This window comes from Paenirhodobacter sp. CAU 1674 (assembly GCF_029222945.1).
In the GTDB taxonomy this organism is placed as follows: Bacteria; Pseudomonadota; Alphaproteobacteria; order Rhodobacterales; family Rhodobacteraceae; genus Rhodobacter.
This window is the reverse complement of record NZ_JARHUH010000009.1, coordinates 86,146-111,062: the sequence shown is the minus strand read 5'-3', so window position 1 is coordinate 111,062 and position 24,917 is coordinate 86,146. Positions and strand designations below refer to the sequence as shown.

Below are 24,917 nucleotides of genomic sequence, written 5' to 3'. Positions count from 1 at the left end.
GGTTTCCGGGCCCCGCGCCCGGTTTTGCCCGGGCACGCCTCCGGCGGGAGTATTTTTGCCAAGAAGAAGACCGTATCGGCAAAGCCCTGGCCTGCGGGCTTCTTCTTGGCTCAAATACTCATCCTCGCGCGGCCAGGGCGCGCGCGCTCACTGCTCTGTGGCGATCGGCACAAGCTGGGTGATCCCGGCCGCGGCCGCCCGCGCCAGCGCCGGGTCGAGCGACATCGGGATATATTCGCCCCGCCGCCACAGTTCGGACAGGTCGTCGTAATGGCGCGAGAGCGGGTGGCCCGACTGGCCGGTGGCGATGATGAAGACCGAGCTGTCCGGGTCGGCGAAGTCATAAACCCCGCGATAGCCCGCGCCCTGCACGTTCTCGAACGGGTTGGCGCCGGTGCCACGGGTCATGCCGCGCATCAGCGTGAAATCCCCGCCCGAGGTCGACTGCCGGATGTTCATTGCCCAAGACAGCATCGGTGCCTGTCCCAGCACCTGATGGTCATGCACCGCCTCATGCGCATCGCCCCAGCGCCAGCTTTCGACCTTGGGGCCATAGCGTTCGGTCAGATCGAGGATCGCATCGTCCAGCGCCATCCGGGCGATATCGGTGCAGGTTTCGACCGGGGCCGATTGCATCACGTCGCACCAGCGCGCGGCGCCGCCGGTATTGCGGAACACCCGCTCGATGAACAGCGGCTCCAGATGGGTGAACTCGGCGGCAAGCGGCCCCAGCTCATCGCGGATCAGCCGGGTTTGCAGCGCCCGCATCCAGGCGGCGTAGATCAGCGGTTCGGGCAGGTGCTCGCTCATTTCGCCATCCCAGGCGGCCAGCAGTTCTAGCGCACGCTGGCGGCGGCGTTCGGGGGTGCCGTCAGGGGCGGGCGATCCGGTGAACCACAGATCGGCCCCGACCAGTGGCAGCAAGCCCCGCGCTGCGGGGGAAACGGTGTCGAGCTGGGCCGCGATGAAGCTTTCGCGCGAATGCACCTCGCGCTCGCCCATCAGCCGGGTCAGCCGCTGCACGCGCTGGCTGTCGCCCCAGTCGAAGCTGACATGGGCCGGAAAGGCGCGATCCACGGTCTTGTTGTTGGTGTTGATGACGATGCCGCCCTCGGGGGCCAGAAAGCGCGGATTTTCGGCATAGGGCAGGCGGCCCTTCCAGCGGTTTGCGGGTTCCCACCCCGGGCTGGGCATCCGGCCCCGGGTGACATGGGCCGGATCGCGCAGCGGCAGCGCGCCCACGGTCAGCATCGCCACGCTGCTCTGATCGGCCAGCACCAGGTTTTGCGCAGGCGCCACCACCCGTTCGCCTGCCGCGACGGCCTGATCGACCGATCCCGCACGCATCAGCGCGAGGCCCGCGCTCATCGTCGTGTCCTGCCGGTCGAGCGCGGTCCAGGCGAGAGAGACGACATGCCCGGGCGGGGTGATCGCGGCCAGGTTGAAATGGCCGCCCGGAATGACCGGGCCGTTTTCGGTCCAGCGCAGGGTGACGGTGACGGGTTCGGCCTCTTTGACGGTGATGATCGCGCGCCGGGTTTCAAAGGCCTTCCAGCCCTCGGGCGTCAGATAGCGTTCGGGATCGGCGGGGTTCAGTTCCTCGATATACAGATCCTGATCGTCGGCCCAGGCGGCGGTGATGCCCCATCCCAGCCGCGCGTTGCGCCCCGACAGGATCAGCGGAATGCCCGGAATGGTGCCGCCGATCACACCGCCGCTGCTAAGCTCCAGACGTGCCAGATACCAGGCCGAGGGTGCGGTCAGCGGCCCGTGCGGGTCATTGGCCAGAAGCGAGCCGCCTGCGGCCGAACGCCCGGGGGCCGCGGCCCAGGCGTTCGAGGCGGCGGCAAGCGCGCGCGGGGCAAACGGGCTGAGCGGCGGCGTGGCATTGGTGGCGGTCTGGGTCGCGCGCGGCGCATCGGGGAAGATCTGCGCATAGCCGGGCAGGGCGCCCACGCCGTTTCCGGGCACATCCGGCATCAGATCGCGCACCCAGTCCTGCCCCAGCATCGAAACGCGGGCCCGCAGCACCTCGGTCTCGATCTGGCTTGATTGCTGCGCGGCCAGCAGTTTCAGGATCGCCAGCGAATCCGCCGGGGTCCAATAGGCGATGGTATTCTCGAACAGGAAGAATTCGGGCGCGCCGCGGCCAAGCGCGCCCGAATTCACCTGTTCGATCCATTGGTTGACGCCCCGGGCATAGGCTTCGAGCGCGGTGCGGGTGTCGTCGTCCTGCGCCGCGACCGAGGCGCCGGCCGCGCCGTAAAGATCGAGCCTGCGCATCAGCTCGTCGGTTTTCAGCGTCTCGGCGCCGAAGACTTCGGACAGGCGGCCCTGCACCGTGCGGCGCAGCATGGTCATCTGCCACAGCCGGTCCTGCGCATGGGCCAGCCCCAGTGCAAAGAACACATCCGCGTCGGTCGCGCCGAAGATATGCGGCACATCCTCGGTCGAGCGCACGATCTCGACCGGGGCCGAGATCCCGGCAACCTCGTAGGTCGCGTTGTAATCAGGCAGCGAGCGGGCCGCGAAATACCAGATGAAGAACCCCCCGAGTGCCAGCGCGATCAGCGCGGCCGAGACAATGCGAACCATCCAGCGGAACAGCGAGAACATGCGGCCTCTCGGGCTTGAAAAAACGCGCCAAACGCCCGCCACGGTTGACGGGGCAGGTCGGGGCGTTACTAAGTCAGGCAAGGCGAAGTTTCAACGCGCGTTTGCGCGACAGGCGGAGGGATGCGCAATGGCGAAAGTGGCTTTTCTGGGTCTTGGGGTGATGGGGTTTCCGATGGCGGGGCATCTGGCCGCCAAGGGGCATGAGGTGACTGTCTACAACCGGACCGCGGCCAAGGCCGAGGCCTGGGTGCGCCATCACAAGGGCGAATGGGCGGCGACGCCCGCGGATGCCGCGCGCGATTGCGATTTCGTGATGGCCTGCGTCGGCAATGACGATGATCTGCGGGCGATCTGCCTGGGCGAGAATGGTGCGTTTGCGGGCATGAAGCCGGGGGCGATCTTTGTCGATCATACCACGGTGTCCGCGGCGGTCACGCGCGAGCTGGAGGCCGAGGCCCGTGCCTGCGGTCTGGCCTTTGTCGACGCGCCGGTGTCGGGCGGTCAGGCCGGGGCGGAAAACGGGGTTCTGTCGGTGATGTGCGGCGGCGAGGTCGGGGCCTATCTGGCGGCCGAGCCGGTGATCGAATCCTATGCCAAGATCTGCCGCCGTCTGGGGGACAGCGGCGCGGGCCAGCTGACCAAGATGTGCAACCAGATCGCGATTGCAGGGCTGGTGCAGGGCTTGGCGGAAAGCCTGCATTTCGCCGAAAAGGCCGGGCTGTCGATTTCGGATGTCGTCGAGGTGATCAGCCAGGGCGCGGCGGGCAGCTGGCAGATGGCGAACCGCTACAAAACGATGGAAGAAAACCGCTTCGATTTCGGATTTGCCGTCGACTGGATGCGCAAGGATCTGGGGATCTGCCTGAGCACGGCCAACGACAACGGCGCCAGCCTGCCGGTCACTGCGCTGGTCGATCAGTTCTACAAGGATGTGCAAAAGCTGGGCGGCGCGCGGTGGGACACCTCGTCGCTGATCGCGCGGCTGCGGCATCTGGGCTGAGAAACGGAAAAGCGCCGCGAAAGCGGCGCTTGTTCTGCAGGTCGGAAGGATCGGATCGGCTCAGCCGTTCCAGGTGCGGACCTGCCCGCAATCCATATGCACGAAGTTCGAGCGGTTGTAGCGGCCCACACCCCCGGCATGGCAGGCGGTCGCGGCGCTGTAGATCTGCCCGACCGAACGCGATTTCAGACGCAGGTCGGCGGCCATGCCCTTCATGTGCAGCGAATTCTTGGCAACACCCTTGGACCGCGAGCGCAGCATCGCATTGGTCGCGGGCGAGCGATAGCCCGACAGCATCATGTAGGGCTCGGACACATCCATCAGCCGGTGCGAGGCGGCGGCGATGTCCACCGTGCGCGGGTCGATGCCGATGACCTGATTGTTGCGCCAGTCGCGCATGAAGTGGTTGATTTCTTTCAGGGCTTCTTTGACGTATTCACCTTCGATCCAATAGACCGTGTCGATGCTTTCGCCGGTGCGTCCCGAGTACATGCGGATGCGGCGGATGTCGCCTGCGCCGCGCAGAATTCCGAAGGCGTTGCTCATGGTGGGGGCTGCGGTCACCATGGTGGCTGCAAAGGCTCCCAAAAGCCCACGCCGGGTCAGTGTCGTCATGCTCATTCTGTTCGCCTGTCCTGCCTTTTGTGCCACATGTACCAGTGGCTTAACGCGTTCTTAACCCCAAACGATGGCACAGTTATGGCACAGGGTGATTCTGCTTCCAACTGTTGATTTCCCCGTTACCGGTAGCATGCGGCCGGATCGGCAGGTTTCTGCTCAAACGGCAGGCATTGCGGGGCTCTGCGGGGGCTGCGCGCCTGTGGCGGGGCTGCATCGGCCGGATGCGGGCGTGCAGGGGGCGGGGGGCAAACTGCTGGACAGGGGCGGGGTTTTCCCTGAATTTGCACCGATAGGGTCTTGAATGTCGGGGTAAAGATGTCGGTTGCGGTGAGGTTGCGGTGTGGTGTGGCTATTTTCGCGGCATTTCTGGCCTTGGCGCCGGGGGCCGGGGCTGCCCAGTCTGCGCTGCAAGGGGCGACGATCTCGGGCTTTACCCAGGCGATTGCCGAACAGGCCGCCGCCGATCAGGCGCTTGCCGCGTTTTATGCGCAGCGCGATTATGCCCCGATCTGGACCACTGGCGCGGATGCCGCACGCCGTGGTGCCTTGCTGCGCGCGCTTGATGGGGCCGCGGCGCATGGCTTGCCTGCCAGCCGCTACGATGCCGAAGGTCTGCGCGCGCGCTTTGCCGCGATCCGGTCCGAACGCGAACGGGGCCTGCTGGAAGTGGCGATGTCGCGTGCTTTCCTCGATTATGCCCATGACGTGTCGAACGGGATTCTGGAGCCCGCCAAGATCGACAGCGGCATCGTGCGCGAGATCCCGCGCCGCGACGGGCTGGAGCTGCTGACCGGAATTGCCGGGGCCGAGGCGCCCGGGCCCTTCCTGCGCGCGCTGGCGCCGCATGCGCCGCAATACGCGCTGCTGATGAAGGCCAAGCTCGACCTCGAAGCGCAACTGGCGCAGGGGGGCTGGGGCGCGCCGGTTCCCGCCAAGGCGCTGCGCCCGGGCGATCAGGGCCCGGCGGTGGTGGCGCTGCGCGACCGGTTGCAGGCGATGGGCTATCTGGGCCGCACGGCGACGGCCGAATACGACGGCGATCTGCAAAAGGCGGTTCAGCAATATCAGTTCGATCTGGGCATCACCCCGGATGGCGTTGCGGGTGCAGGCACGCTGACCGAGATCAACCGCAGCCCGCAGGAACGTCTGCAGTCGATCCTTGTCGCGATGGAGCGACTGCGCTGGATGAACGGTATCGACCTGGGCGCGCGCCACATCTGGGTCAACATCACCGATTTCAGCGTCCGTATCATCGACCATGGCAAGCAGAGCTTCGAGAGCGTGACGGTCGTCGGGCAAAATCAATCCGACCGCCGCACCCCCGAATTCTCGGACGAGATGGAAATGATGGTGATCAACCCGAGCTGGCATGTGCCGCGCTCGATCACCGTCAAGGAATACCTGCCGATGATGCAGCGCAACCCCAATGCGGCGGGCCATATCAAGCTGGTCGACAGCCGCGGCCGCACGGTGCCGCGCTCGGCGGTGAATTTCGCCTCTTACAACGCCCGGAACTTCCCCTTTGCGATGAAGCAGCCGCCCTCGGACGGCAACGCGCTCGGGCTGGTGAAATTCCTGTTCCCGAACAAATACAACATCTATCTGCATGACACGCCGTCGAAGTCGCTGTTCCAGAAAGAGGTGCGCGCCTACAGCCATGGCTGCATCCGCGTGGGCAAGCCCTTCGATCTGGCCTATGCGCTGCTGGCACCGCAGACCGATGACCCCGAAGGCTATTTCCAGCGCATCCTGCGCACCGGCGCGGAAACCACGGTGAAGCTGGACCAGCCGGTGCCGGTGCATCTGGTCTATTTCACCGCCTGGCCCACGGCGCGCGGCAAGATGGAATACCGCCGCGATGTCTATGGCCGCGACGGCACGCTTTGGGCGGCGCTGGCGAAAGCCGGGGTGGAATTGCCGGGCGCCGCGCATTAAATCGGGGGCAGGGCGCGGTGATCGCGTCGCCTGATCGAAAGGGCCTGCCGATGGCGCATACCGTTGAAACCATTGCCCGCGCGTTGAATGCCCGCGCCGAGGGCGATCTGAGCCTGCCGATCGACAGCGCCTCGGAACCCGCCAGCGCCGGTCCGCGGCAGATCGCGCTGGCGATGGATACGAAATATGCGCCGGGGTTGGCGCAGGGTCAGGCGCAGGCGGCGATCCTGTGGGAGGGGGCGGACTGGCAAGGCTATGGCCTGAAGGCCGCGATTTTCGTGGCGCGCCCGCGGCTGGCGATGGCCGGGCTGAGCCGCGCCTTCGATCCGGGCCCCGAGATCGCGCCGGGCGTGCACCCGAGCGCCGTGATCGACCCTTCCGCGCTGATCGGGCCCGGCGCGGCCATCGGCCCCTTCGTGGTGATCGGTCGCGGCGTGCAGATCGGCGCGAATGCCCGCATCGCCGCCCATGTCAGCATTGCCGAAGGCGCGCGGATCGGGGATGACGCCCTGATCCTGCAAGGCGTGCGGATCGGCGCGCGCGTGGTGATTGGTCACCGCTTCATCTGCCAGCCGGGCGCGGTGATCGGCGCCGACGGGTTTTCCTTCGTCACCCCGGAAAAATCCGGGATCGAGGAGATCCGCGAGACGCTGGGCCACCGCGAGGAAATCCATCCGCAATCCTGGACCCGGATTCACAGCCTGGGCACCGTGCAGATCGGCGACGATGTGGAGGTCGGCGCCAATGCCACCGTCGACCGCGGGACCGTGCGCGCAACCAGCATTGGGCGCGGTACCAAGCTCGATAACCTCGTGCATGTCGGCCATAACGTGCAGGTGGGCGAAGATTGCCTGCTGTGCGGTCAGGTCGGCATCGCCGGGTCCAGCCGGATCGGCAACCGCGTGGTTCTGGCCGGGCAATGCGGTGTCAGCGACAATATCTTTGTCGGTGACGATGTGATCGCGGGCGGGGCGACCAAGATTTTCAGTAATGCCCCGGCCGGGCGCGTGTTGCTCGGCTATCCGGCGATCAAGATGGAAACCCATGTCGAAGCGTGGAAAAACATCCGCCGCCTGACAAGATTGTTTGCACAAGTGGCCGAGCTTCGCGAAACTGTTGCAAAACTGACCCAAAAGGGGAGCGCGGAGTAACGGCAAACCATGAGGCCCGACGTGCAAGATCAAATCATCAGCATCATCGCCCGCGAGGCGGTTCTGGAACCGGCCGAGGTGCACCCCGACATGACGCTGGACGAGCTGGGGCTCGACAGTCTCGGGCTGGTCGAGATGATTTTCGCCATTGAAGAGGCGTTCAACATTTCGGTTCCGTTCAATGCCAACGAGCCCTCGCAATCCGACTTCGACATTTCCTCGGTCGGCGCCATCGTGCGCGCGGTCGAGCGGATGATCGCGGGGCCCGCCCCGGCCGCGGCCTGAACGAATGCGGCGCGTTGTCATCACCGGGGCCGGGACCGTCAACGCGCTGGCGCAAGATGTCCCCAGCACCTTCGCCGCGATGGCGGAGGGGTGCTGCGGCATCGGGACGCTGAATTTCCCGGATGTCGAGCGGTTGAGCGTGCAGATCGGCGCGCAGGTGCAGGGCTGGCAGCCCGAGGCGCATTTCGAACGCGGCAAGCTGGCGTTTTATGACCTGTTCACCCAATTCGCGCTGGTCGCGGCGGCGCAGGCGATGGCGCAGGCCGGGCTGCCGGGCGCGCCCGGCGATCCGACCCGCTGGGGTTGCGTGATGGGCACGGCGGGCGGCGGCAACGGCACCGTCAACGATGCCTTCCGCACCGTCTTTGCCGAGGGCAAGAACCGCGTGCATCCCTTCACCGTGCCCAAGCTGATGAACAACGCGGCCTGCTCGCATATCTCGATGGGCTACGGGTTGCAGGGGCCAAGTTTCTCGGTCGCGACCGCCTGTTCCAGCTCGAACCACGCGATCGGGCTGGCGTTCCAGATGATCCGCGCAGGCATGGCCGATGGCATGGTGGCGGGCGGTTCGGAATCGATGTTGAATTTCGGCGGGCTGAAGGCGTGGGAGGGGCTGCGCGTGATGTCGACCGACGGCTGTCGCCCGTTCAGCGCGGACCGCAACGGCATGGTGCAGGGCGAGGGCGCAGGTGTCTTCGTGCTAGAAGACTATGACCATGCCCGCGCGCGCGGCGCCGAAATTCTGGCGGAAATCAAGGGCTTTGCCATGACCTCGGATGCCGGCGACATCGTGATGCCCAGCCCCGAGGGCGCGGCACGGGCCATTCGGGGCGCGCTGAACGATGCCGGGCTTTCCCCCGATCAGGTGGGATACATCAATGCGCATGGCACCGGCACGGCCGCCAATGACCGCACCGAGGTTGCCGCGATCCGGCAGGTCTTCGGCCCGGCGGCGGATCGGGTGATGGTGTCCTCGACGAAGGCGATGCATGGCCATTGCATCGGCGGCACCGGCGCGGTCGAGCTGCTGGCCTGCCTGCTGGCGCTGCGTGACGGCGTGATTGCGCCGACGATCAACCATCGCACCGATGATCCCGATTGCGATCTGGATGTGGTGCCCAACGTGGCGCGGCAGGCCCGGGTCGACGCGGTTCTGTCAAACGCCTTTGCCTTCGGCGGGCTCAACGCGGTGCTGGCGCTGGCGCGCGTCTGACCTGTTTCCCGCCATGAAAAACGCCGCCCCGGATCGAGGCGGCGTTTTGTTTTCAATAGGTTGCGGGGCGATCTTGATGCGCCCCTCGCCTTATTGGTTGTCAGCGTTCATTTCCGCAACCTTGTCATAGGCCGCGGTGAAACCCTTGAGCGAGATGTCGAGCTGCACTTTCTTGTCGGGCGCGACCATCGGCACCACGGTCAGCTGCACCTTGTTGCCCTTCTTGTAGGCGGCCAGTTCGTCGGCGGTCAGGCCGATGCGGCTGAAGCAGCCGACCTGGGCGCAGAAGGTGAACGGATAGACGCGCGGTTCCGAGCTGTCGACCTTCAGAACGACGTTCTGGGTCAGCAGGGTCTCGAGCGGGGTCATGATCGTGGCCCCGGCAACGGCCTTGCCACCCTTGGGCAGGGCGAACATCGAGATATCTGCGACGCTGTTGCCGTCGGCATCTTTCAGCAGCTGATACATCTGGCACGGATCGTTGCCGCTTTCGGTGCGCACGCACTGGATGCCCCAGTCGCCGATCGTTTCGGCGATATAGGTGGTGCCGGGGCCGTCAGCGGCGGGCGCTTCCGCTGCGGCGGCAGCGGTGTCGGCGGCGGGCGCCTCGGGGGCAGCTGCGGGCGCGTCAGCTGCGGGCGTCTCTGCGGCCGGGGTGGCCGTGTCGGCGGCGGGGGCCGCGGTATCCTGCGCGGTCGCGGCCGAAGCGGTCAGGCCGATCGCCAGCGCGATCACGAGGGGATTGGTCAGCTTCATCATGTCTTTCATCCTTAAAAGGGATGGCGCGCTTCTAGCACGGGCGGCGCGCGGTGTCAGGGGCGAAATCGGGTCCCGGCGGGCGTAAGCGCCGCTTTGCCACCACAGTTTCGTGAGCCGGTCGCGCCCGTCGCATGCCGTGGGCGGGGGTTTGGGGCCGGGCCTAAAAAGAAAGGGTTCCGCGTTCGGAACCCTTTCCCGTTGTTTCCCTGTCAGACCAGCCGACTTTGTCATTGGTACAATTGCTAAAACGGATCGGGCGATCCGTCAACAGGCAAAAACAGATGTCTCAAACCTCTGTTTTGCAAGAAAAAAGCCGCGCCCGAAGGCGCGGCCAGTCTGACAGGGAGGAAGCGTCCCGAGCAACACGCAGGTCACCCGCGGGACAGATCAACACTGGCACAGAATGGTTAAATAAGTATTCTTGCCGCTAACCAATTAACGACACTTTGTATAAAGAGGGCGGCATGACCGGGGTTCTGACCGAAACAGGAATTTTCGTGGGCGGCGGCGGCGAAGGCTATGCCACGCCGCAGGAACTTCTGCTGAAATACGGGAACCGCCACGGTCTGATCGCGGGGGCCACCGGCACCGGCAAAACCGTCACGCTGCAGATCCTGGCCGAGGCGTTTTCCAGCGCGGGCGTGCCGGTGTTCATGGCCGATGTGAAAGGGGATCTTGCCGGCATCGCGATGGCGGGCAGTGCCGCCGGCAAGCTGCACGATGCGTTTCAAAAGCGCGCCGACACCATCGGTTACGAGCTGAGTTATCGCGATTTTCCGGTGACCTTCTGGGACATGTTCGGGGAACAGGGCCATCCGGTGCGCACCACCGTGACGGAAATGGGGCCGCTGCTGCTGTCGCGGCTGATGGGTCTGTCCGAGGCGCAGGAAGGCGTTCTGAACATCGCCTTCCATCTGGCCGATGCCGAGGGGCTGGCCCTGCTGGATCTGGCCGATCTGCGGGCGATGCTGCTGTATGTCGGGGAAAACGCCGACGAGATCGGCATGCGTTACGGCAATGTCGCGCCGCAGACCGTGGGCGCGATCCAGCGTCAGTTGCTGGTGCTGGAAACCCAGGGTGCGGCGAAGTTCTTTGGCGAACCGGCGTTGGCGCTGTCGGACATGATGACCCTGGCCGCCGATGGGCGGGGGCGGATCAACATTCTGGCCGCCGACAAGCTGATGTCGTCGCCCCGGCTGTACGCGACCTTTCTGCTGTGGCTCTTGTCCGAACTGTTCGAGGAACTGCCCGAGGTCGGCGACCCCGAGCGCCCGCGCTTCGTGTTTTTCTTCGACGAGGCGCATCTGCTGTTCGACGACGCGCCCAAGGCCCTGATCGACAAGGTCGAACAGGTCGCGCGGCTGATCCGGTCCAAGGGCGTGGGGATCTATTTCATCACGCAAAACCCCGCCGATGTGCCCGAGGATATTCTGGGCCAGCTGGGCAACCGGGTGCAGCACGCGCTGCGCGCCTTCACCGCCAAGGATCAGAAGGATCTGAAACGCGCCGCCGAAAACTACCGCCCGAACCCGCGCTTCGATACCGAGGACGCGATCAAGGAGGTCGGCACCGGCGAGGCGGTGACCTCGTTTTTGCAAAACAAGGGTGTGCCGGGGATTGTCGAACGCACGCTGGTGCGCCCGCCGCAATCGCGGCTCGGGCCGTTGTCACCCGAAGAACGCCGCGCGATCGTGCAATCCTCGCCCTTCGGGTTGAAATACGACAAGACCATCGACCGCGAGTCGGCCTTTGAAATTCTGGGCGCACGGGCCGCAGCGGCGGCGCAAGAGGCCGCCGAGGCCGAGGCCCGCGAGGCGGCAGAGGCCGCTTCTGCCAAAGAAGAGGCCGCGCGGGCGCGCGAATTCAAACAGGCGCGTCGGTTCGATCCGGTCAAGCCCGAGAAATCCGCCAGCAGCACGCGCCGGAAATCTGCCTCCCGGTCGGATTCGATTATCGAGACCTTCGGCAAAAGCCTGGCGCGGCAACTGGGCAGCAAGGCCGGGCAGCAACTGGTGCGCGGCGTGCTGGGATCACTGTTCAAGTCCCGCTGAACGGGCAGGGCGCGACGGTCCGCGACCGTGACGCGCCCTTTCGGCAGATGGTGCTGTTCGTGGTCACACCTGGGCTGACGGGCGCGGCAGCAGGCGCACTTCGGCCATCATCGCGATCAGGATTTCGATGTGCCGCATCAGGCTGTAGGTTGCATCTCCCTCTTGCCGCGAGGCCTCGAGCTGGGCTTCCTCGGCCAGCAGCCGCTGCAGTGCCTGCTCGGGGCTTGGCACGACCGCGGCACGCATCAGGCGTTTCAGATCGCGGCTCCGATTATACTCGCCTTGTCCGAATCTTGCGGCCCGGATCAGCAGCCGCGGGCGTTTCAGGGTGGAAATCAGCTCGAACAGATCGGTCATTGGGGTTCCCCTCGCTTGAATGGGGACCAGAATGATACAACTTATGCGGGTGTTGCGCGTTTCCCCGCTGATGCGTGCGCAACGTTCGACGATCTTTAGGAAATTTAAACAATTATCGGCATCGTTCCATTTATTAACGAACGGGTAACCAAAGCAACCCACGGTTGAATGGGATGACAGAGCGGCGCGGCTGCTGCGCCGCGCCTTTTGCGGGGGACACGACGATGAGGACCGAACCGGCCGGGGCAGCGCTGCCTGCCTGGCTGCCAGATTACGCGCGGCTGTATCTGCGCCATGTGGAAGAAGGCGTGTCGATCCGGCAACTGGCACGGGTGGAGGGGTGCCATGCCTCGACCGTCCTGCGCCGGGTGCGCCGTATCGAGGCCCGCCGCGACGATCCGCTGGTCGACGAGGCGCTGTCCTGTCTGGGGTCTGTCGCCTGCCTCCCTGCCCAAACCTCCGCCCATAAAGAGGAAAACGTTCAGATGACCGCACCGATCCGCACGAAAGAGATCCCGACCGATACCGACCAGCTGGCGCGTGAAGGCCGCCGCATCCTGCGCCGTCTGGCCGAGCCGGGCGCCCTGCTGATCGTGGCGGGCGACATGGACAAGGCCGTCGTGTTGCGCGGCACGGTGCGCACTGCCGTAACCGAACGCGCCATGGCGCAGGCCTTCGCGTTGCAGGACTGGATCACGGTCAGGCATACCGGGCGTGTCATCAGCTATGAAATCGCACCGGCCGGGCGGGCCGCGCTGAAACGGATGCTGGATGAAGAGGCCGCCGCCCGTGGGTTCGTCGATGCGGCCGAGGCCGAAGCCGAAGCGATGCCTTTCGCCGATCAACACCGCGACTGGGGCGAGCGCACGGTGAACGAGGGGCAGGGGCGGCTCCGGCGGGTTCGCGCCAACCTGGCCGAAAGCCCGCTGGGCGTTCTGGCGCGGCGCCGCGACAAGGACGGAGAGCCCTTCCTGACCCCGGACCTTGTCGCGGCGGGCGAACGGCTGCGCGAAGATTTCGAGTTGGCGCAGATCGGCCCGCGTGTGGCGCAGAACTGGGAACGGTTTCTGACCGGCGGGGACCGCGGACAGTATCGCCCCGACGCGGGCCATGGTGGCGGATCTGATCGGGTGCGTGACCGGGTGGCGCTGGCCCTGCGCGATCTGGGGCCGGGGCTGGGGGATATGGTGTTGCGCTGCTGCTGTTTTCTGGAAGGTCTGGAAACGGCGGAACGGCGTCTGGGCTGGTCGGCGCGGTCGGGAAAGATCGTGCTGCGCATCGCGCTGATGCGGCTGAAACGGCATTACGAAGAAGCCTATGGCGGGGCCTCGCCGCTGATCGGCTGAGCCTTACAGCGCCGCGAAGGCGGGCGGATAGGTGATGTCGCCCGCCGGCAGGCGCGCCGTGCCCGACAAGGACAGCGCCTGCAGATAGGGCCCGTCGTAGGGGGTGCGCAGCGCTTGGGCCGCCTTTGCGCTGAAACCGAAACGCCCGTAATAGGCCGGATCGCCCAGCACCAGAACGGCCTCGACGCCCTGTGCACGGGCGGTTTCCAGACCGGCGCGGATCAGCGCGGCGCCGATCCCCTGCCGACGGCAGGCCGTGCGCACGCTGACCGGCGCCAGCGCCCACGCCTTCATCGGGGCGGCAAGCGGGGAAAACGCGACATGCCCCAGAACGCTGCGTCCAAGCCGCGCGACCAGAGACAAGGCCAGATCCCCCTGCGTGCGCAGCTGCGCAATCAGCTCCGCCTCGTCGGGGCCCCCGAACGCGGCACGGGTCAGCCGGTCGATTGGCGCGATGTCGGCGTCGGTTTCGGGGGCGATTTCGGGCTCGGTCGCCCCCATCTCGTAGACCCGCTTGATGGCCCGGGTCGCCGCAGCCCAGGGGCTGACGGCAGCGCGGGCCTGATGCGCGTCGAAATCCGCCTGCGTGGCGAAGCCTTCGGATACCGACCAGACCATCGGGTCCGCAGTTTGCGCGATGTCGAAAAACAGGCAGCCCGGTTCACGCACGGTCGCGGCGATATGGGCAGGAAGGTGGGACAGCACCGCCTGACGCTCTGCCGCCGAGGCGCAGATCAGATGGCCGGTCAGTCGGATCAGTGCCATGCATCCCCCCCGTGACACAGCCGAAGACCGGCTGCCCCGTAATTGTGACAGGCGCGCCACCGCCCGCGTGTGATTTCACCCGCGTCCCGAAAGGCGCGGGCGAAAGCTCATTCCCACTCGATCGTGCCCGGCGGTTTCGAGGTGATGTCGTAGGTCACCCGGTTGATGCCCTTCACCTCGTTGATGATCCGCGTCGCGGTCTCGCCCAGGAATTCGTGGCTGAACGGGTAGTAATCGGCGGTCATCCCATCGACCGACGTCACCGCGCGCAGCGCGCAGGCGTAGTCATAGGTGCGCCCGTCGCCCATCACACCTACGGTTTTCACCGGCAGGATCGCGACGAAGGCTTGCCAGATCTCGTCATAAAGCCCGTGCTTGCGGATCTGGTCGATATAGACGGCATCGGCCTTGCGCAGGATTTCGAGCTTTTCGCGGGTGATCTCTCCGGGGCAGCGGATGGCGAGGCCGGGGCCCGGGAAGGGGTGACGGCCGATGAAGCTCTCGGGCAGGCCGAGTTCGCGGCCTAGGGCGCGGACCTCGTCCTTGAACAGCTCGCGCAGCGGCTCGACCAGTTTCAGACCCATCTTTTCGGGCAGGCCGCCGACGTTGTGGTGCGACTTGATCGTGACCGAGGGGCCGCCCGAGAAGCTGACCGATTCAATTACATCGGGGTAGAGCGTGCCCTGCGCCAGAAACTCGGCATCCTCGATTTCATTGGCGTATTTCTGGAACACGTCGATGAAGAGTTTGCCGATCGTCTTGCGTTTGACCTCGGGGTCCGAGACGCCTTCGAGCGCGCCGAGGAACAGATCGCTCTCGTCGGCCGCGATCAGCTTGATGTTGTAATTGTCGCGGAACATCGCGACGACCTGCTCGGCCTCGCCCAGGCGCAGAAGGCCGTGGTCGACGAAGACGCAGGTCAGCTGATCGCCGATCGCCTCGTGCAGCAGGATCGCGGTGACCGAGCTGTCGACGCCGCCCGAAAGGCCGCAGATGACGTGGCTTTTGCCCACCTGCGCGCGGATCTGTTCGATCGCCTGTTGACGGTAGCCCGCCATCGTCCAGTCGCCGGTGAAGCCCGCGAGGCGGATGAAGTTTTCATAAAGCTTCGCGCCATTCGGGGTGTGGTGCACCTCGGGGTGGAACTGCACGGCGTAGAAATTGCGCGCAAGATCCGCGGTGATCGCGAAGGGGGCGCCCGGCGAGGTGCCGTAGACCTCAAAGCCCGGGGCGAGGCGCGAGACGTGATCGCCGTGCGACATCCAGACCTGCTCGCGGCCCGCATCCTTGCCTTCGCCTTCGAACCAGCCCTCGAGGATCGAGAGTTTTTGCGCGGCGGGCGTCACATAGGCGCGGCCGAATTCGGCCGTGTGGCTTTGCCCCGCTTCGACCAGACCGCCCAGATCCTGCATCATCACCTGCTGGCCATAGCAGATGCCCAGGATCGGAACGCCCATCGTATAGGCGCTTTGCGGCGGGCGGGGGGAGCCTTCACGGGTGACGCTGTCGGGGCCGCCCGAAAAGATGATGGCTTGGGGGGCGAAATCGGCCAGGAACGCGTCGGTCACGTTCTGATAGGGGTGGATTTCGCAATAGACGTTCAGCTCGCGCAGGCGCCGCGCAATCAGCTGCGTGACCTGAGAACCGAAGTCGATGATGAGGAGGCGTTGATGCTGGGTCATGACGCGGGAATATTCGGCGCGCGTTTGGAAAGCAAGAGGCGGGAGGCAAGGCCGGGGGCTCTGCCCCCGGACCCCCGGGATATTTGAACCAGAAAGAAGCAGCAGAGTCGAAAAGGGGGGCCGAAGCCCCCCAGGTTTCGGTCGGTTTCAGCGCTCGGGCAAAAGCCCGCGCGGGCTGAACCGCAGGACCAGCAGCAGCACCAGCCCCATCACGATCAGCCGCATATGTGCCGCCGAATCGACCAGATGCTGTTTCAGCGCGCCTTCCGACAGGTTGGCGGTGACCAGATCCATCATCTGCGGGCCCCAGGCCTCGGCCTTGATCCAAAGATACCAGATCAGCAGACCGCCCAGAACCGAGCCCCAGTTGTTGCCCGAACCGCCCACGATCACCATCACCCAGATCAGGAAGGTGTAACGCAGCGGGTTGTAGGACGAGGGCGTCATCTGCCCGTCGAGCGTGATCATCATCGCGCCGGCGAGCCCGATCACGGCCGAGCCCAGCACGAAGATCTGCAGGTGGCGGCGGGTGACGTTCTTGCCCATCGCCGCGGCCGAGATCTCGTTGTCGCGGATCGCGCGCATCATCCGGCCCCAGGGCGATTTCAGCGCCAGCTGGGCCGCCCAGAGCAGAAGGCCCAGAACCGCCACGAAAAGCCCGGTGTAAAGCAGTTTCACCAGCAGGGTCGAGGCCGTGACCGGATCAAGCCCCAGTGCGGCGGCGCGTTCGACGAAGGCGGCATTGCCCTGCAGGTCGATTTCATAGGGCACGGGCCAGGGGCGGGGAATGCCGTTGACGTTGAGCACGCCGCGCGCCAGCCATTCCTCGTTCTTCAGCACGGCCACGATGATCTCGCCGATCCCGAGCGTCGCAATCGCCAGATAGTCCGAGCGCAGGCCAAGCGCGGTCTTGCCGATGACCCAGGCGGCACCGGCCGCCAGCAGCGCGCCCACCGGCCAGGCCAGCAGCACCGGCAGGCCAAGCCCGCCCAGATAACCAAGGGCCGAAGGGTTGATCGCCTGCACTGCGGCCACCGCCGGATCGAAGACCGCGCGATAGATGAAGAACCCCGCGACCAGAACCGCGACGATGGCCAGCACGCGCGCCTTGCCCGCAAGCCGCCCGTTCAGCCAGACCGCTAGCACGATCGCGGCCACCGCGATCAGCAGGCCGATCAGGATCTGCCAGCCGCCTGCCGCGAAAGCCCCGGGCGTGGGGGGCATCGACACCAGGACCGGCGCCAGACCGCCAAGCGCGATGAAACCCACCACGCCCGAGTTGAAGAGCCCCGCATAGCCCCATTGCATGTTCACCCCCAGGGCAAGGATCGCCGAGATCAGCCCCATGTTGAGGATGCCGATGGCGCCGTTCCAGCCCGAGGTCATGCCCTCGAAGCCGATCAGCACGGCCATCACCGCAAACAGCAGCGGCGCGCGGATTTTGCCGCCCCGGGCGGCGCTCGGTTGATGCGTGCTCATACCGATTTCCCCTTGAACAGCCCGGTGGGCTTGAACAGCAACACGATGATCAGGATGGCAAAGCTGACCGCGAATTTATACTCGGTCGACAGAAGCTGCATCAGCCCCTCGGCCTCCCAGTTCGGGATCAGATAGGTGGCCACCTTCTTCCAGGCATAGGTCACGCCCACCTCGGAAAAGGCGATGACGAACCCGCCCGCAATCGCGCCCAGCGGATTGCCCAAGCCGCCCACGATGGCCGCCGCGAAGATCGGCAGCAGCAGCTGGAAGTAGTTGAACGCCTTGAAGGATTTATCCAGACCGTAAAGCGTGCCTGCCGTGGTGGCCAGCGCCGCCGCGATGATCCAGGTCACCGCCACGACGCGGTTGGGGTTGATCCCCGACAACAGCGCCAGATCCTCGTTGTCGGAGAAGGCGCGCATCGACTTGCCGGTGCGGGTGCGCGCCAGGAACCAGAACAGCGCCCAGACCACCAGCCCGGCGACGACCACGGTGATGACCTGCGTCGTGCGGATCGACAGCGGTTCGTCCAGGCCAGTGGCGGCCTTGAAGGCCCGCGCCGCGACGACGAACCGCTCGCCATCGGCGAACTGGATCTCATCGACGCCGATCAGCAAGCGCGTCACGCCGTTCATCACGAACATCACGCCCACCGAAACCATGGTCAGGATCACCGGCGCGGTTTTGACCTTGCGGTAATAGCGATAGACCACGCGGTCGGTCGCCAGCACCAGCGCCGCGGTGATCGCGATGCCGAAGGGCAGGGCCAGCAGGGCGGTGGGCAGCGGTCCCAGCCCGATCCCCAGTGCCTGCAGGCCCCAGGTCACGATGATCGTGATGCCGGTGCCGAAGGCCATCGTATCGCCATGGGCAAAGTTCGAGAACCGCAGGATGCCATAGATCAGCGTGACCCCGAGCGCCCCGAGCGCAAGCTGCGCACCATAGGCGGTGGCGGGCACCACGACGTAGTTCAGAATTGCGACAAGCGCATTGAGGAATTCCATCTCAGCCCCCCAGGAAGGTGCGGCGGACTTCGGGGTCGGCCATCAGCGCGGCGCCCGTGTCGGTGTATTTATTGGCGCCTTGCACCAGCACATAGCCCTGATCGGCGATCTCCAGCGCCTGACGCGCGTTCTGTTCGACCATCAGGATGGAAATGCCGGTGCGCGCGACCTCGATGATCCGGTCGAACAGCTCATCCATCACGATGGGGCTGACGCCCGCAGTGGGTTCGTCCAGCATCAGCAGTTTGGGCTGCGTCATCAGCGCGCGGCCCACGGCGACCTGCTGGCGCTGCCCGCCGGACAATTCGCCCGCGTTCTGGTGCCGCTTGTCGCGCAGGATCGGGAACAGATCATAGACCTGCTCCATCGTCGGGCGGAAATCGTCGGTGCGGATGAAGGCGCCCATTTCCAGGTTTTCCTCGACCGACATCGTCGGGAAGACATTGTTGACCTGGGGCACGAAGCCCATCCCCTTGCGCACCCGCTCTTGCGGGGAAAGCGCGGTGATGTCCTCGCCGTCGAGCTTCACATGGCCGCCGCGCAATTTCAGCATGCCGAAGACCGCCTTCATCGCGGTCGATTTGCCCGCGCCGTTCGGGCCCACGATCACCGCGATCTGGCCCTTTTCGACCTTGAGCGTGCAGCCGTGCAGAATATCGGCGGCGCCATAGCCGCCCGTCATGTCAGAGGCGTCAAGAAAGCTCATGCGATGCCTCCGAAACAGCCCATAACGCCTTGCTTGATCATGAAAAATCCGATCACGATGCAGCCTCCGCCTTGACCTTGTTCTTCAACCCGGTGCCCAGGTAGGCCTCGATCACCGCCTCGTTTTGCATGATGCTTTCGGACGATCCTTCGGCCAGCACGCGGCCCTCGGCCATCACGATCACCGGATCGCAAAGCCGTCCGATGAAATCCATGTCATGCTCGATCACGCAGAAGGTGTAGCCGCGTTCCTTGTTCAGCCGCACGATCGCATCGCCGATGGTGTTCAGAAGCGTGCGGTTCACACCTGCGCCAACCTCGTCCAGGAACACGATCTTGGCCTCGACCATCATCGTGCGTCCCAGTTCCAAAAGCTTCTTCTGCCCGCCCGAAAGGTTGCCGGCACGTTCATTTTTCAGGTGCGAAATCGTCAGGAAATCAAGAACTTCGTCTGCCTTCTTCAGAAGGGCCGCCTCTTCCTGTGCGATCCGTCCGCGGCCGAACCAGGCGTTCCACAGCGTTTCCCCCGACTGATTGCCGGGCACCATCATCAGGTTCTCGCGCACCGTCATCGAGGGGAATTCATGCGCGATCTGGAAGGTGCGCAGCAGCCCCTTGTGAAACAGCTCGTGCGGGGCAAGCCCGGTAATATCCTCGCCATCCATCGTGACCCGCCCCGAGGTTGGTTTATGAACCCCGGCTATCACGTTGAAAAGCGTCGATTTCCCGGCGCCATTCGGGCCAATGAGCCCGGTGATGGAGCCGGTGGCGATCTCTAGCGAGGCATTGTCGACAGCGCGGAAGCCGCCGAAATGCTTGTGCAGGTTCTCTACCCGGATCATGCAGTCCCCTAACTTCATGCACGACATGAAGGTTGCCGTTTATGGCCTTGTTATTAATGGAAAACAGCCCGGATCTCTCCGGGCTGTCCTATGCCTGTGCCGCCGGTCAGCGGTATTTGACGGTTTCGATCTTGCCGTCTTTGATCTCGATCTCGCGGAAGGTGCCCGACGACTCGCCCGCGCCGATCAGTTCGACCGAGGACGCGCCCTGATAGTCGATGTCCTGGCCCGCGGCAATAAGTTCGAACGCCTTGCCCAGTTCACCCGGCAGGATCGGCTCGCCCGGAGCGTTGGCCACATCCATGATCTTCTCTTTGTAGACATTCGGGTCGGTCGAACCGGCCGCCGCCATGCCCAGCATGATCAGCGCAGCCGCGTCATAGGCCTCGGACGAATAGACCGAGGTGCCGTCGAAGCCGGCCGCGGTCGCCATCTCGATGAACTTGTCCTTGCCCGCGCCTTCCGACGAGGGGATCTGCCCGAACGAGCCGTTCACCTCGGCGCCGAAGTTGTCTTGCAGCGTCGCGCCGACCATGCCGTCGGGGAAGACGAAGGTTTCGAACGCGCCCGAATCCAGCGCGCCGCGCAGGATGCCCGAACCGCCCTGATCGACATAGCCCGCGATCACCAGCGCGTCGCCACCGGCCGAGGCCAGCGCGCCGACTTCGGCGGCGTAATCGGCCTTGCCGTCTTCATGGGCGGCGTTGATCGTCACGGTGCCGCCGGCGGCGGTGAAGGCTTCGGCGAAGCTGTCGGCCAGGCCCTTGCCGTAGTCGTTGTTGGTATAGGTCAGGGCAACCGACTTGATGCCGTGTTCCATGATGATTTCGGTCATCACCTGGCCCTGACGCGCGTCCGACGGCGAGGTGCGGAAAAACAGGCCGTTGTCGTCCAGCGTCGAGAGCGCGGGCGAGGTGGCCGAGGGCGAGATCATGACCATGCCGTTCGGCATGGCGACGTTTTGCAGCGAGGCGGTGGTTTCGCCCGAGCACATGCCGCCGACGATGCCCTTCACGCCTTCGGCGGTGATCAGACGTTCCACGGTGGCGGTGGCCGCTGCGGCGTCAACGCAGGTGCTGTCGCCGCGCACCGGGGTGACGGTCGCGCCGCCCATGAACTTGCCCGAGTCCGTGGCTTCTTTCATCGCCAGTTCGGCACCCTGCGCCATGGTCGGCGACATCGATTCCAGCGGGCCGGTGAAGCCCAGCGAAATCCCCAGTTTGACATCCTCGGCGAAAGCGCCGCCAGCGGTCAGCGCGGCAGCGGCGGTGGCCAGAAGAAGCTTTTTCATATGTTCACTCCCATGTTGGAACATTGTCCTGGCGCGAAGGTTAGAGCGCGCCTGCGTAAAAGAAAATAGGACAGGGTTGCTTTGCAGGGCCGAAATCCGACCATGCGGGCAAATTTTTGGCGCCTTGACGCAGCGTCCGCGCGTTTGCGGGGCGATCGGCGCGGCAGTCATTCGAATTTCTCTTCCGGGAAGTCGATGCCGGTCAGGTCGCAATCGTCGTCTTCGGGGATCAGGCCCGGGTCGTAATCGCCGCCTGCCTCGCCCGCCGCCCCCGAGGTGCCGCGCTCGCGGTAGGGGGTGGTCTGATAATGCGCCCGATAGCATTTCGAGAAATGCGAGGGCGAGGCGAAGCCGCAGGCCAGCGCCACGTTGATCACGCTCATCTCGGTCTGCATCAGAAGGTTGCGCGCCTTTTGCAGCCGGATCTCCATGTAATAGCGCTTGGGCGAGCGGTTGAGATAGCGCCGGAACAGCCGTTCCAGTTGCCGGGTCGACATGCCCACTTCTTCGGCCAGTTTTGCCGGGCTCACCGGGTCTTCGATATTGGCCTCCATCCGGCCAATCACCTGCGCCAGTTTCGGATGGCGCACGCCGATCCTTGTCGGGATCGACAGGCGCTGGCTGTCCTGATCGGTGCGGATCGAGTTATAGATCAGCTGATCGGCCACGGTATTGGCCATCGCCTCGCCATGATCGCGCGCGATCAGCTTGAGCATCAGATCGAGCGAGGCGGTGCCCCCCGCGGTGGTCAGCCGGTTGCCGTCGATCACGAAGACCGATTTGGCCAGCCGCACCTCTTCGAAATCTTCGGCGAAGCTGTCCTGATTTTCCCAATGGATCGTCGCGCGCTTGCCGTCCAGCAACCCGGCCCGGGCCACGGCCCAGGCGCCGGTGCACAGCCCGCCGATCGCGGCGCCCCTGCGTGCCTCGCGCCGCAGCCAGTTCAGGATCGGTTTCGTCGTCGCCTCGGTCACGTCGATTCCGCCGCACACCAGCACGGTGTCGTCGCGCGTGACCTCGTCCAGCCCCATGTCGACCCGCAGCGTCACCCCGTTCGAGCAAGACACATCCTGCCCGTCTTCGGAGGCCAGCTTCCAGTCGTAAAGTTTCTGGCCCGACACCTGATTGGCCAGTCGCAGCGGCTCGATCGCCGAGGCGAAGGCCATCATCGTCATCCGGTCGAGCAGCAGGAAGATATAACGCCGCGGGCGTTCGATCGGTGGCAGCCGCACGGTGCCATGCGAAGAGGCCGGGCGGGTATGGGTTCGGGGCGTGGAAGGGCTGCGCATTTGCGACCTGTGTTTGTCGTTTCGAGCCACACAATCAGGGAATTGTGTCCCCCGCAAGAGGGCGCGAACAGTGCGGCTTGGCGCGCAGATTATGACCGCCCTGCAAAAAACGAATATTGGGTTTGTTCTGGCCCCCCGACCGCTTTATAAGCACCGGACACGCTCTGGATGCTTTGGAGGCGAAGATGGCTAAGGGATGGACGAAATCGGACTGGCGCGCGAAACCGCGGGTGCAGATGCCGGACTATCCCGACATGGCTGCGCTGCACGCGGTTGAGGCGACACTGGCAAAGATGCCGCCGCTGGTCTTTGCCGGTGAGGCGCGGCGCCTGCGCGCCGATCTGGCCAAGGTCGCCAAGGGAGAGGCCTTCCTGCTGCAAGGTGGCGACTGCGCCGAAAGCTTTGCCGAATTCTCGGCTGACAACATCCGCGACACGTTCAAGGTGATGTTGCAGATGGCGATCGTGCTGACCTGGGGCGCCAAGGTGCCGGTGGTCAAGGTCGGCCGGATGGCCGGGCAATTCGCCAAGCCGCGCTCGGCCCCGACCGAAATGATCGGCGGCGTGGAATATCCCAGCTACCGCGGTGACATCATCAACGGGTTCGAGGCCACGATGGACGCCCGGCTGCCCGACCCGAACCGGATGCTGCAGGCCTATACCCAGGCCGCGGCCAGCCTGAACCTGCTGCGCGCCTTCTCGACCGGCGGTTATGCCGATATTCACCGCGTGCAATCGTGGATTTCGGGCTTCACCGACGAAGACGAGGCCGCGAAATACCGCAAGGTGGCCGAGCAGATCGCCGAGGCGATGGATTTCATGCGCGCGGCCGGGGTCACCTCGGAAACCGCGCATGAGCTGGGCACGGTCGATTTCTACACCAGCCACGAAGCGCTGCTTCTGGAATATGAAGAGGCGCTGTGCCGGATCGACTCGACCTCCGGGCTGCCGGTCGCGGGCTCGGGCCATATGATCTGGATCGGCGACCGCACCCGTCAGCCCGACGGCGCGCATGTCGAATTCTGCCGCGGTGTGCAAAACCCGATCGGGCTGAAATGCGGGCCCTCGACCACGGCCGAGGATCTGAAGGTGCTGATGGCGAAGCTGAACCCCGCCAACGAGGCCGGGCGGCTGACGCTGATTGCACGTTTCGGCGCGGGCAAGGTGGGCGATCACCTGCCGCGTCTGATCCAGACCGTGCAGGCCGAAGGCGCCAATGTGGTGTGGACCTGCGATCCGATGCACGGCAACACGATCAAATCGGCCTCGGGCTTCAAGACCCGTCCGTTCGATTCGGTGCTGCGCGAAGTGCGCGAATTCTTTGCCATCCACAAGGCCGAGGGCACGATCCCCGGCGGCGTGCATTTCGAGATGACCGGCAAGGACGTGACCGAATGCACCGGCGGCGTGCGCGCGGTCTCGGACGAAGACCTGTCGAGCCGGTATCACACCGCGTGCGATCCGCGCCTGAACGCCAGCCAGTCGCTGGAACTGGCCTTCCTGGTGGCCGAAGAACTGCGGGACCGGCGCGCGCTGCAAAAAGCTGCGAACCAGTAAAACTACCATATTACAAAAACTTGCGACCCGAAGTTAACACTTTCGGGTCGCTTTACTGGTTACGAACCCAGATTTCAGTCGTCGGCGCGCACAAGCCGGAACATCGCCCGGCGCTCCTCGGGGGTGCGGGGCGCGATGGCGGGGCGCTGCGGCTGTGCCGCAGGGGCGGGTTTGCCAAACGCCGGGGCCGGATCGTGGAGCCCCAGTGCGGCGGGGTTGACCGGGACGGGGGCCGGTGCGGGCGTGTCGACGTCCTGCACGATGGGTGTAACCTGGGCCGCCATCACTTCGAAACGGCGCGGCGTGCGCCCGATCGCCTCGCCCTCGGCCACCAGACAGCCCAAGGCGCGGGTGATGTCGCCCAGATCGGATTTGAGCGGCAGCAGCAACAGCCGGGCGTTCAGCGGTGGCTTGCCGATGCCGGTTTCCGCGCGCAGCGTCAACTCCACAATGGCGGGGTCCTGAAACATCGCCTCGGTCACTTCGGCGATCCGGCGGCGGCCTTCGGGGGTAAACATCGCGGTCAACGGCATGCCGCGCACCTCCATCCCCATCAGGTCGTTCAGATGCATGCCCGCCAGCCGGAACCGGCCCATGCCGGGGGCGACGCGTTCGATGATGAAGGCATATTCCAGCGCCCGTTCGATGCCGCGCGGGTCCACATCCGAGCGTGCAGGAATCAGACGACCGCGTCGCAGCGCCTCCCAATAGGCGCGCATCTCGGCCACGATCCGCTGCCCGGCCCCCGCCTGCTGCACCATCTGAAGAACCTTCCCCAAGGTTTTTTCGTCGCGTTCCATCATAGCACCTGTTTCTTCGCCCGGGCGTAAAAACCGCGTGCCCGGCGCTGAAAAGCTCCGTTGCCTTCGGCGAAATCGGGTCTTTCGGTTGACCCACGGAGCGAAATCCTTACTGAACTCTTAATACGCCTTTTTTCTGCCACATGGGGAACTAAAGTCTTAAATGGTTA

General features: G+C 65.1%; 21 protein-coding genes. 8 read left to right on the top strand and 13 right to left on the bottom strand.

Annotated features, from left to right (window positions below; translation table 11 throughout):
- Positions 1-147 precede the first annotated feature (147 nt).
- Positions 148-2,616: a penicillin acylase family protein gene (locus P2G62_RS13795; protein WP_275735483.1), complete on the bottom strand. Its 2,469-nt coding sequence runs from the start codon at positions 2,614-2,616 to the stop codon at positions 148-150.
- Here P2G62_RS13795 and P2G62_RS13790 point away from each other — a divergent pair.
- The gene (locus P2G62_RS13790; RefSeq protein WP_345799273.1) at positions 2,540-3,616 is read left to right on the top strand and encodes an NAD(P)-dependent oxidoreductase; all 1,077 of its coding nucleotides are present in this window, start codon (positions 2,540-2,542) and stop codon (positions 3,614-3,616) included. The two genes, P2G62_RS13795 and P2G62_RS13790, sit on opposite strands and share 77 nt — an antisense overlap.
- Before the next feature lie 60 nt (positions 3,617-3,676).
- Here the strand turns inward: P2G62_RS13790 and P2G62_RS13785 are convergent, their stop codons facing one another.
- Positions 3,677-4,237, bottom strand: coding sequence for a DUF882 domain-containing protein (locus tag P2G62_RS13785; protein ID WP_275735481.1), 561 nt, complete (start codon positions 4,235-4,237; stop codon positions 3,677-3,679).
- A gap of 315 nt (positions 4,238-4,552) precedes the next feature.
- Here P2G62_RS13785 and P2G62_RS13780 point away from each other — a divergent pair, with 315 nt between their 5' ends.
- The 4 genes from P2G62_RS13780 to P2G62_RS13765 are packed head-to-tail and all read left to right on the top strand — an operon-like array spanning position 4,553 to position 8,821.
- Positions 4,553-6,172: a L,D-transpeptidase family protein gene (locus P2G62_RS13780; RefSeq protein WP_275735480.1), complete on the top strand. Its 1,620-nt coding sequence runs from the start codon at positions 4,553-4,555 to the stop codon at positions 6,170-6,172.
- 50 nt (positions 6,173-6,222) lie between these two features.
- Positions 6,223-7,323, top strand: a complete 1,101-nt coding sequence (gene lpxD / locus P2G62_RS13775) for a UDP-3-O-(3-hydroxymyristoyl)glucosamine N-acyltransferase (protein ID WP_275735479.1) — start codon at positions 6,223-6,225, stop codon at positions 7,321-7,323.
- A 9-nt stretch (positions 7,324-7,332) separates the two neighbouring features.
- Positions 7,333-7,608: an acyl carrier protein gene (locus tag P2G62_RS13770; RefSeq protein ID WP_275735478.1), complete on the top strand. Its 276-nt coding sequence runs from the start codon at positions 7,333-7,335 to the stop codon at positions 7,606-7,608.
- A 4-nt stretch (positions 7,609-7,612) separates the two neighbouring features.
- Positions 7,613-8,821, top strand: a complete 1,209-nt coding sequence (locus P2G62_RS13765; protein WP_275735477.1) for a beta-ketoacyl-[acyl-carrier-protein] synthase family protein — start codon at positions 7,613-7,615, stop codon at positions 8,819-8,821.
- A 90-nt stretch (positions 8,822-8,911) separates the two neighbouring features.
- On the opposite strand, the gene P2G62_RS13760 is transcribed toward P2G62_RS13765, so the two are convergent.
- Positions 8,912-9,580 carry an invasion associated locus B family protein gene (locus P2G62_RS13760; RefSeq protein WP_275735476.1) on the bottom strand — a complete coding sequence of 223 codons (669 nt, stop codon included), beginning with the start codon at positions 9,578-9,580 and terminating at the stop codon, positions 8,912-8,914.
- 464 nt (positions 9,581-10,044) lie between these two features.
- Here P2G62_RS13760 and P2G62_RS13755 point away from each other — a divergent pair, with 464 nt between their 5' ends.
- Complete coding sequence (locus tag P2G62_RS13755; RefSeq protein ID WP_275735475.1) at positions 10,045-11,631, top strand: helicase HerA-like domain-containing protein; 1,587 nt, start codon at positions 10,045-10,047, stop codon at positions 11,629-11,631.
- A gap of 63 nt (positions 11,632-11,694) precedes the next feature.
- Here P2G62_RS13755 and P2G62_RS13750 read toward each other — a convergent pair whose 3' ends face one another.
- Positions 11,695-11,988 (bottom strand): DUF6477 family protein, encoded by a 294-nt coding sequence (locus P2G62_RS13750; RefSeq protein ID WP_275735474.1) that lies wholly within the window; start codon positions 11,986-11,988, stop codon positions 11,695-11,697.
- A 224-nt stretch (positions 11,989-12,212) separates the two neighbouring features.
- Between P2G62_RS13750 and P2G62_RS13745 the strand changes: the two genes are divergently transcribed.
- The gene (locus P2G62_RS13745) at positions 12,213-13,334 is read left to right on the top strand and encodes a DUF6456 domain-containing protein (RefSeq protein WP_275735473.1); all 1,122 of its coding nucleotides are present in this window, start codon (positions 12,213-12,215) and stop codon (positions 13,332-13,334) included.
- 3 nt (positions 13,335-13,337) lie between these two features.
- On the opposite strand, the gene P2G62_RS13740 is transcribed toward P2G62_RS13745, so the two are convergent.
- From P2G62_RS13740 to P2G62_RS13705, 8 genes are all read right to left on the bottom strand, one after another.
- On the bottom strand, positions 13,338-14,099 hold the full coding sequence (locus P2G62_RS13740; protein WP_275735472.1) for a GNAT family N-acetyltransferase: 762 nt from the start codon (positions 14,097-14,099) through the stop codon (positions 13,338-13,340).
- 107 nt (positions 14,100-14,206) lie between these two features.
- Positions 14,207-15,781, bottom strand: coding sequence for a glutamine-hydrolyzing GMP synthase (guaA, locus tag P2G62_RS13735; protein WP_275735471.1), 1,575 nt, complete (start codon positions 15,779-15,781; stop codon positions 14,207-14,209).
- Between the two features lie 147 nt (positions 15,782-15,928).
- Positions 15,929-17,260 (bottom strand): branched-chain amino acid ABC transporter permease, encoded by a 1,332-nt coding sequence (locus tag P2G62_RS13730; RefSeq protein WP_275735470.1) that lies wholly within the window; start codon positions 17,258-17,260, stop codon positions 15,929-15,931.
- Positions 17,257-18,264 (bottom strand): branched-chain amino acid ABC transporter permease, encoded by a 1,008-nt coding sequence (locus P2G62_RS13725; protein WP_275735469.1) that lies wholly within the window; start codon positions 18,262-18,264, stop codon positions 17,257-17,259. Before P2G62_RS13725 ends, P2G62_RS13730 begins: the two co-directional genes overlap by 4 nt.
- Position 18,265: 1 nt before the next feature.
- Entirely contained in the window at positions 18,266-18,970 is a 705-nt protein-coding gene (locus P2G62_RS13720) for an ABC transporter ATP-binding protein (protein WP_275735468.1), read from the bottom strand.
- Between the two features lie 52 nt (positions 18,971-19,022).
- On the bottom strand, positions 19,023-19,811 hold the full coding sequence (locus P2G62_RS13715; RefSeq protein WP_275735467.1) for an ABC transporter ATP-binding protein: 789 nt from the start codon (positions 19,809-19,811) through the stop codon (positions 19,023-19,025).
- 106 nt (positions 19,812-19,917) lie between these two features.
- The gene (locus P2G62_RS13710; RefSeq protein WP_275735466.1) at positions 19,918-21,102 is read right to left on the bottom strand and encodes an ABC transporter substrate-binding protein; all 1,185 of its coding nucleotides are present in this window, start codon (positions 21,100-21,102) and stop codon (positions 19,918-19,920) included.
- Between the two features lie 167 nt (positions 21,103-21,269).
- Complete coding sequence (locus tag P2G62_RS13705; protein WP_275735465.1) at positions 21,270-22,391, bottom strand: GlxA family transcriptional regulator; 1,122 nt, start codon at positions 22,389-22,391, stop codon at positions 21,270-21,272.
- A gap of 185 nt (positions 22,392-22,576) precedes the next feature.
- Between P2G62_RS13705 and P2G62_RS13700 the strand changes: the two genes are divergently transcribed.
- Complete coding sequence (locus P2G62_RS13700; RefSeq protein ID WP_275735464.1) at positions 22,577-23,947, top strand: 3-deoxy-7-phosphoheptulonate synthase class II; 1,371 nt, start codon at positions 22,577-22,579, stop codon at positions 23,945-23,947.
- A 74-nt stretch (positions 23,948-24,021) separates the two neighbouring features.
- Here P2G62_RS13700 and P2G62_RS13695 read toward each other — a convergent pair whose 3' ends face one another.
- Positions 24,022-24,726 (bottom strand): PAS domain-containing protein, encoded by a 705-nt coding sequence (locus P2G62_RS13695; RefSeq protein WP_275735463.1) that lies wholly within the window; start codon positions 24,724-24,726, stop codon positions 24,022-24,024.
- Positions 24,727-24,917: the final 191 nt, after the last annotated feature.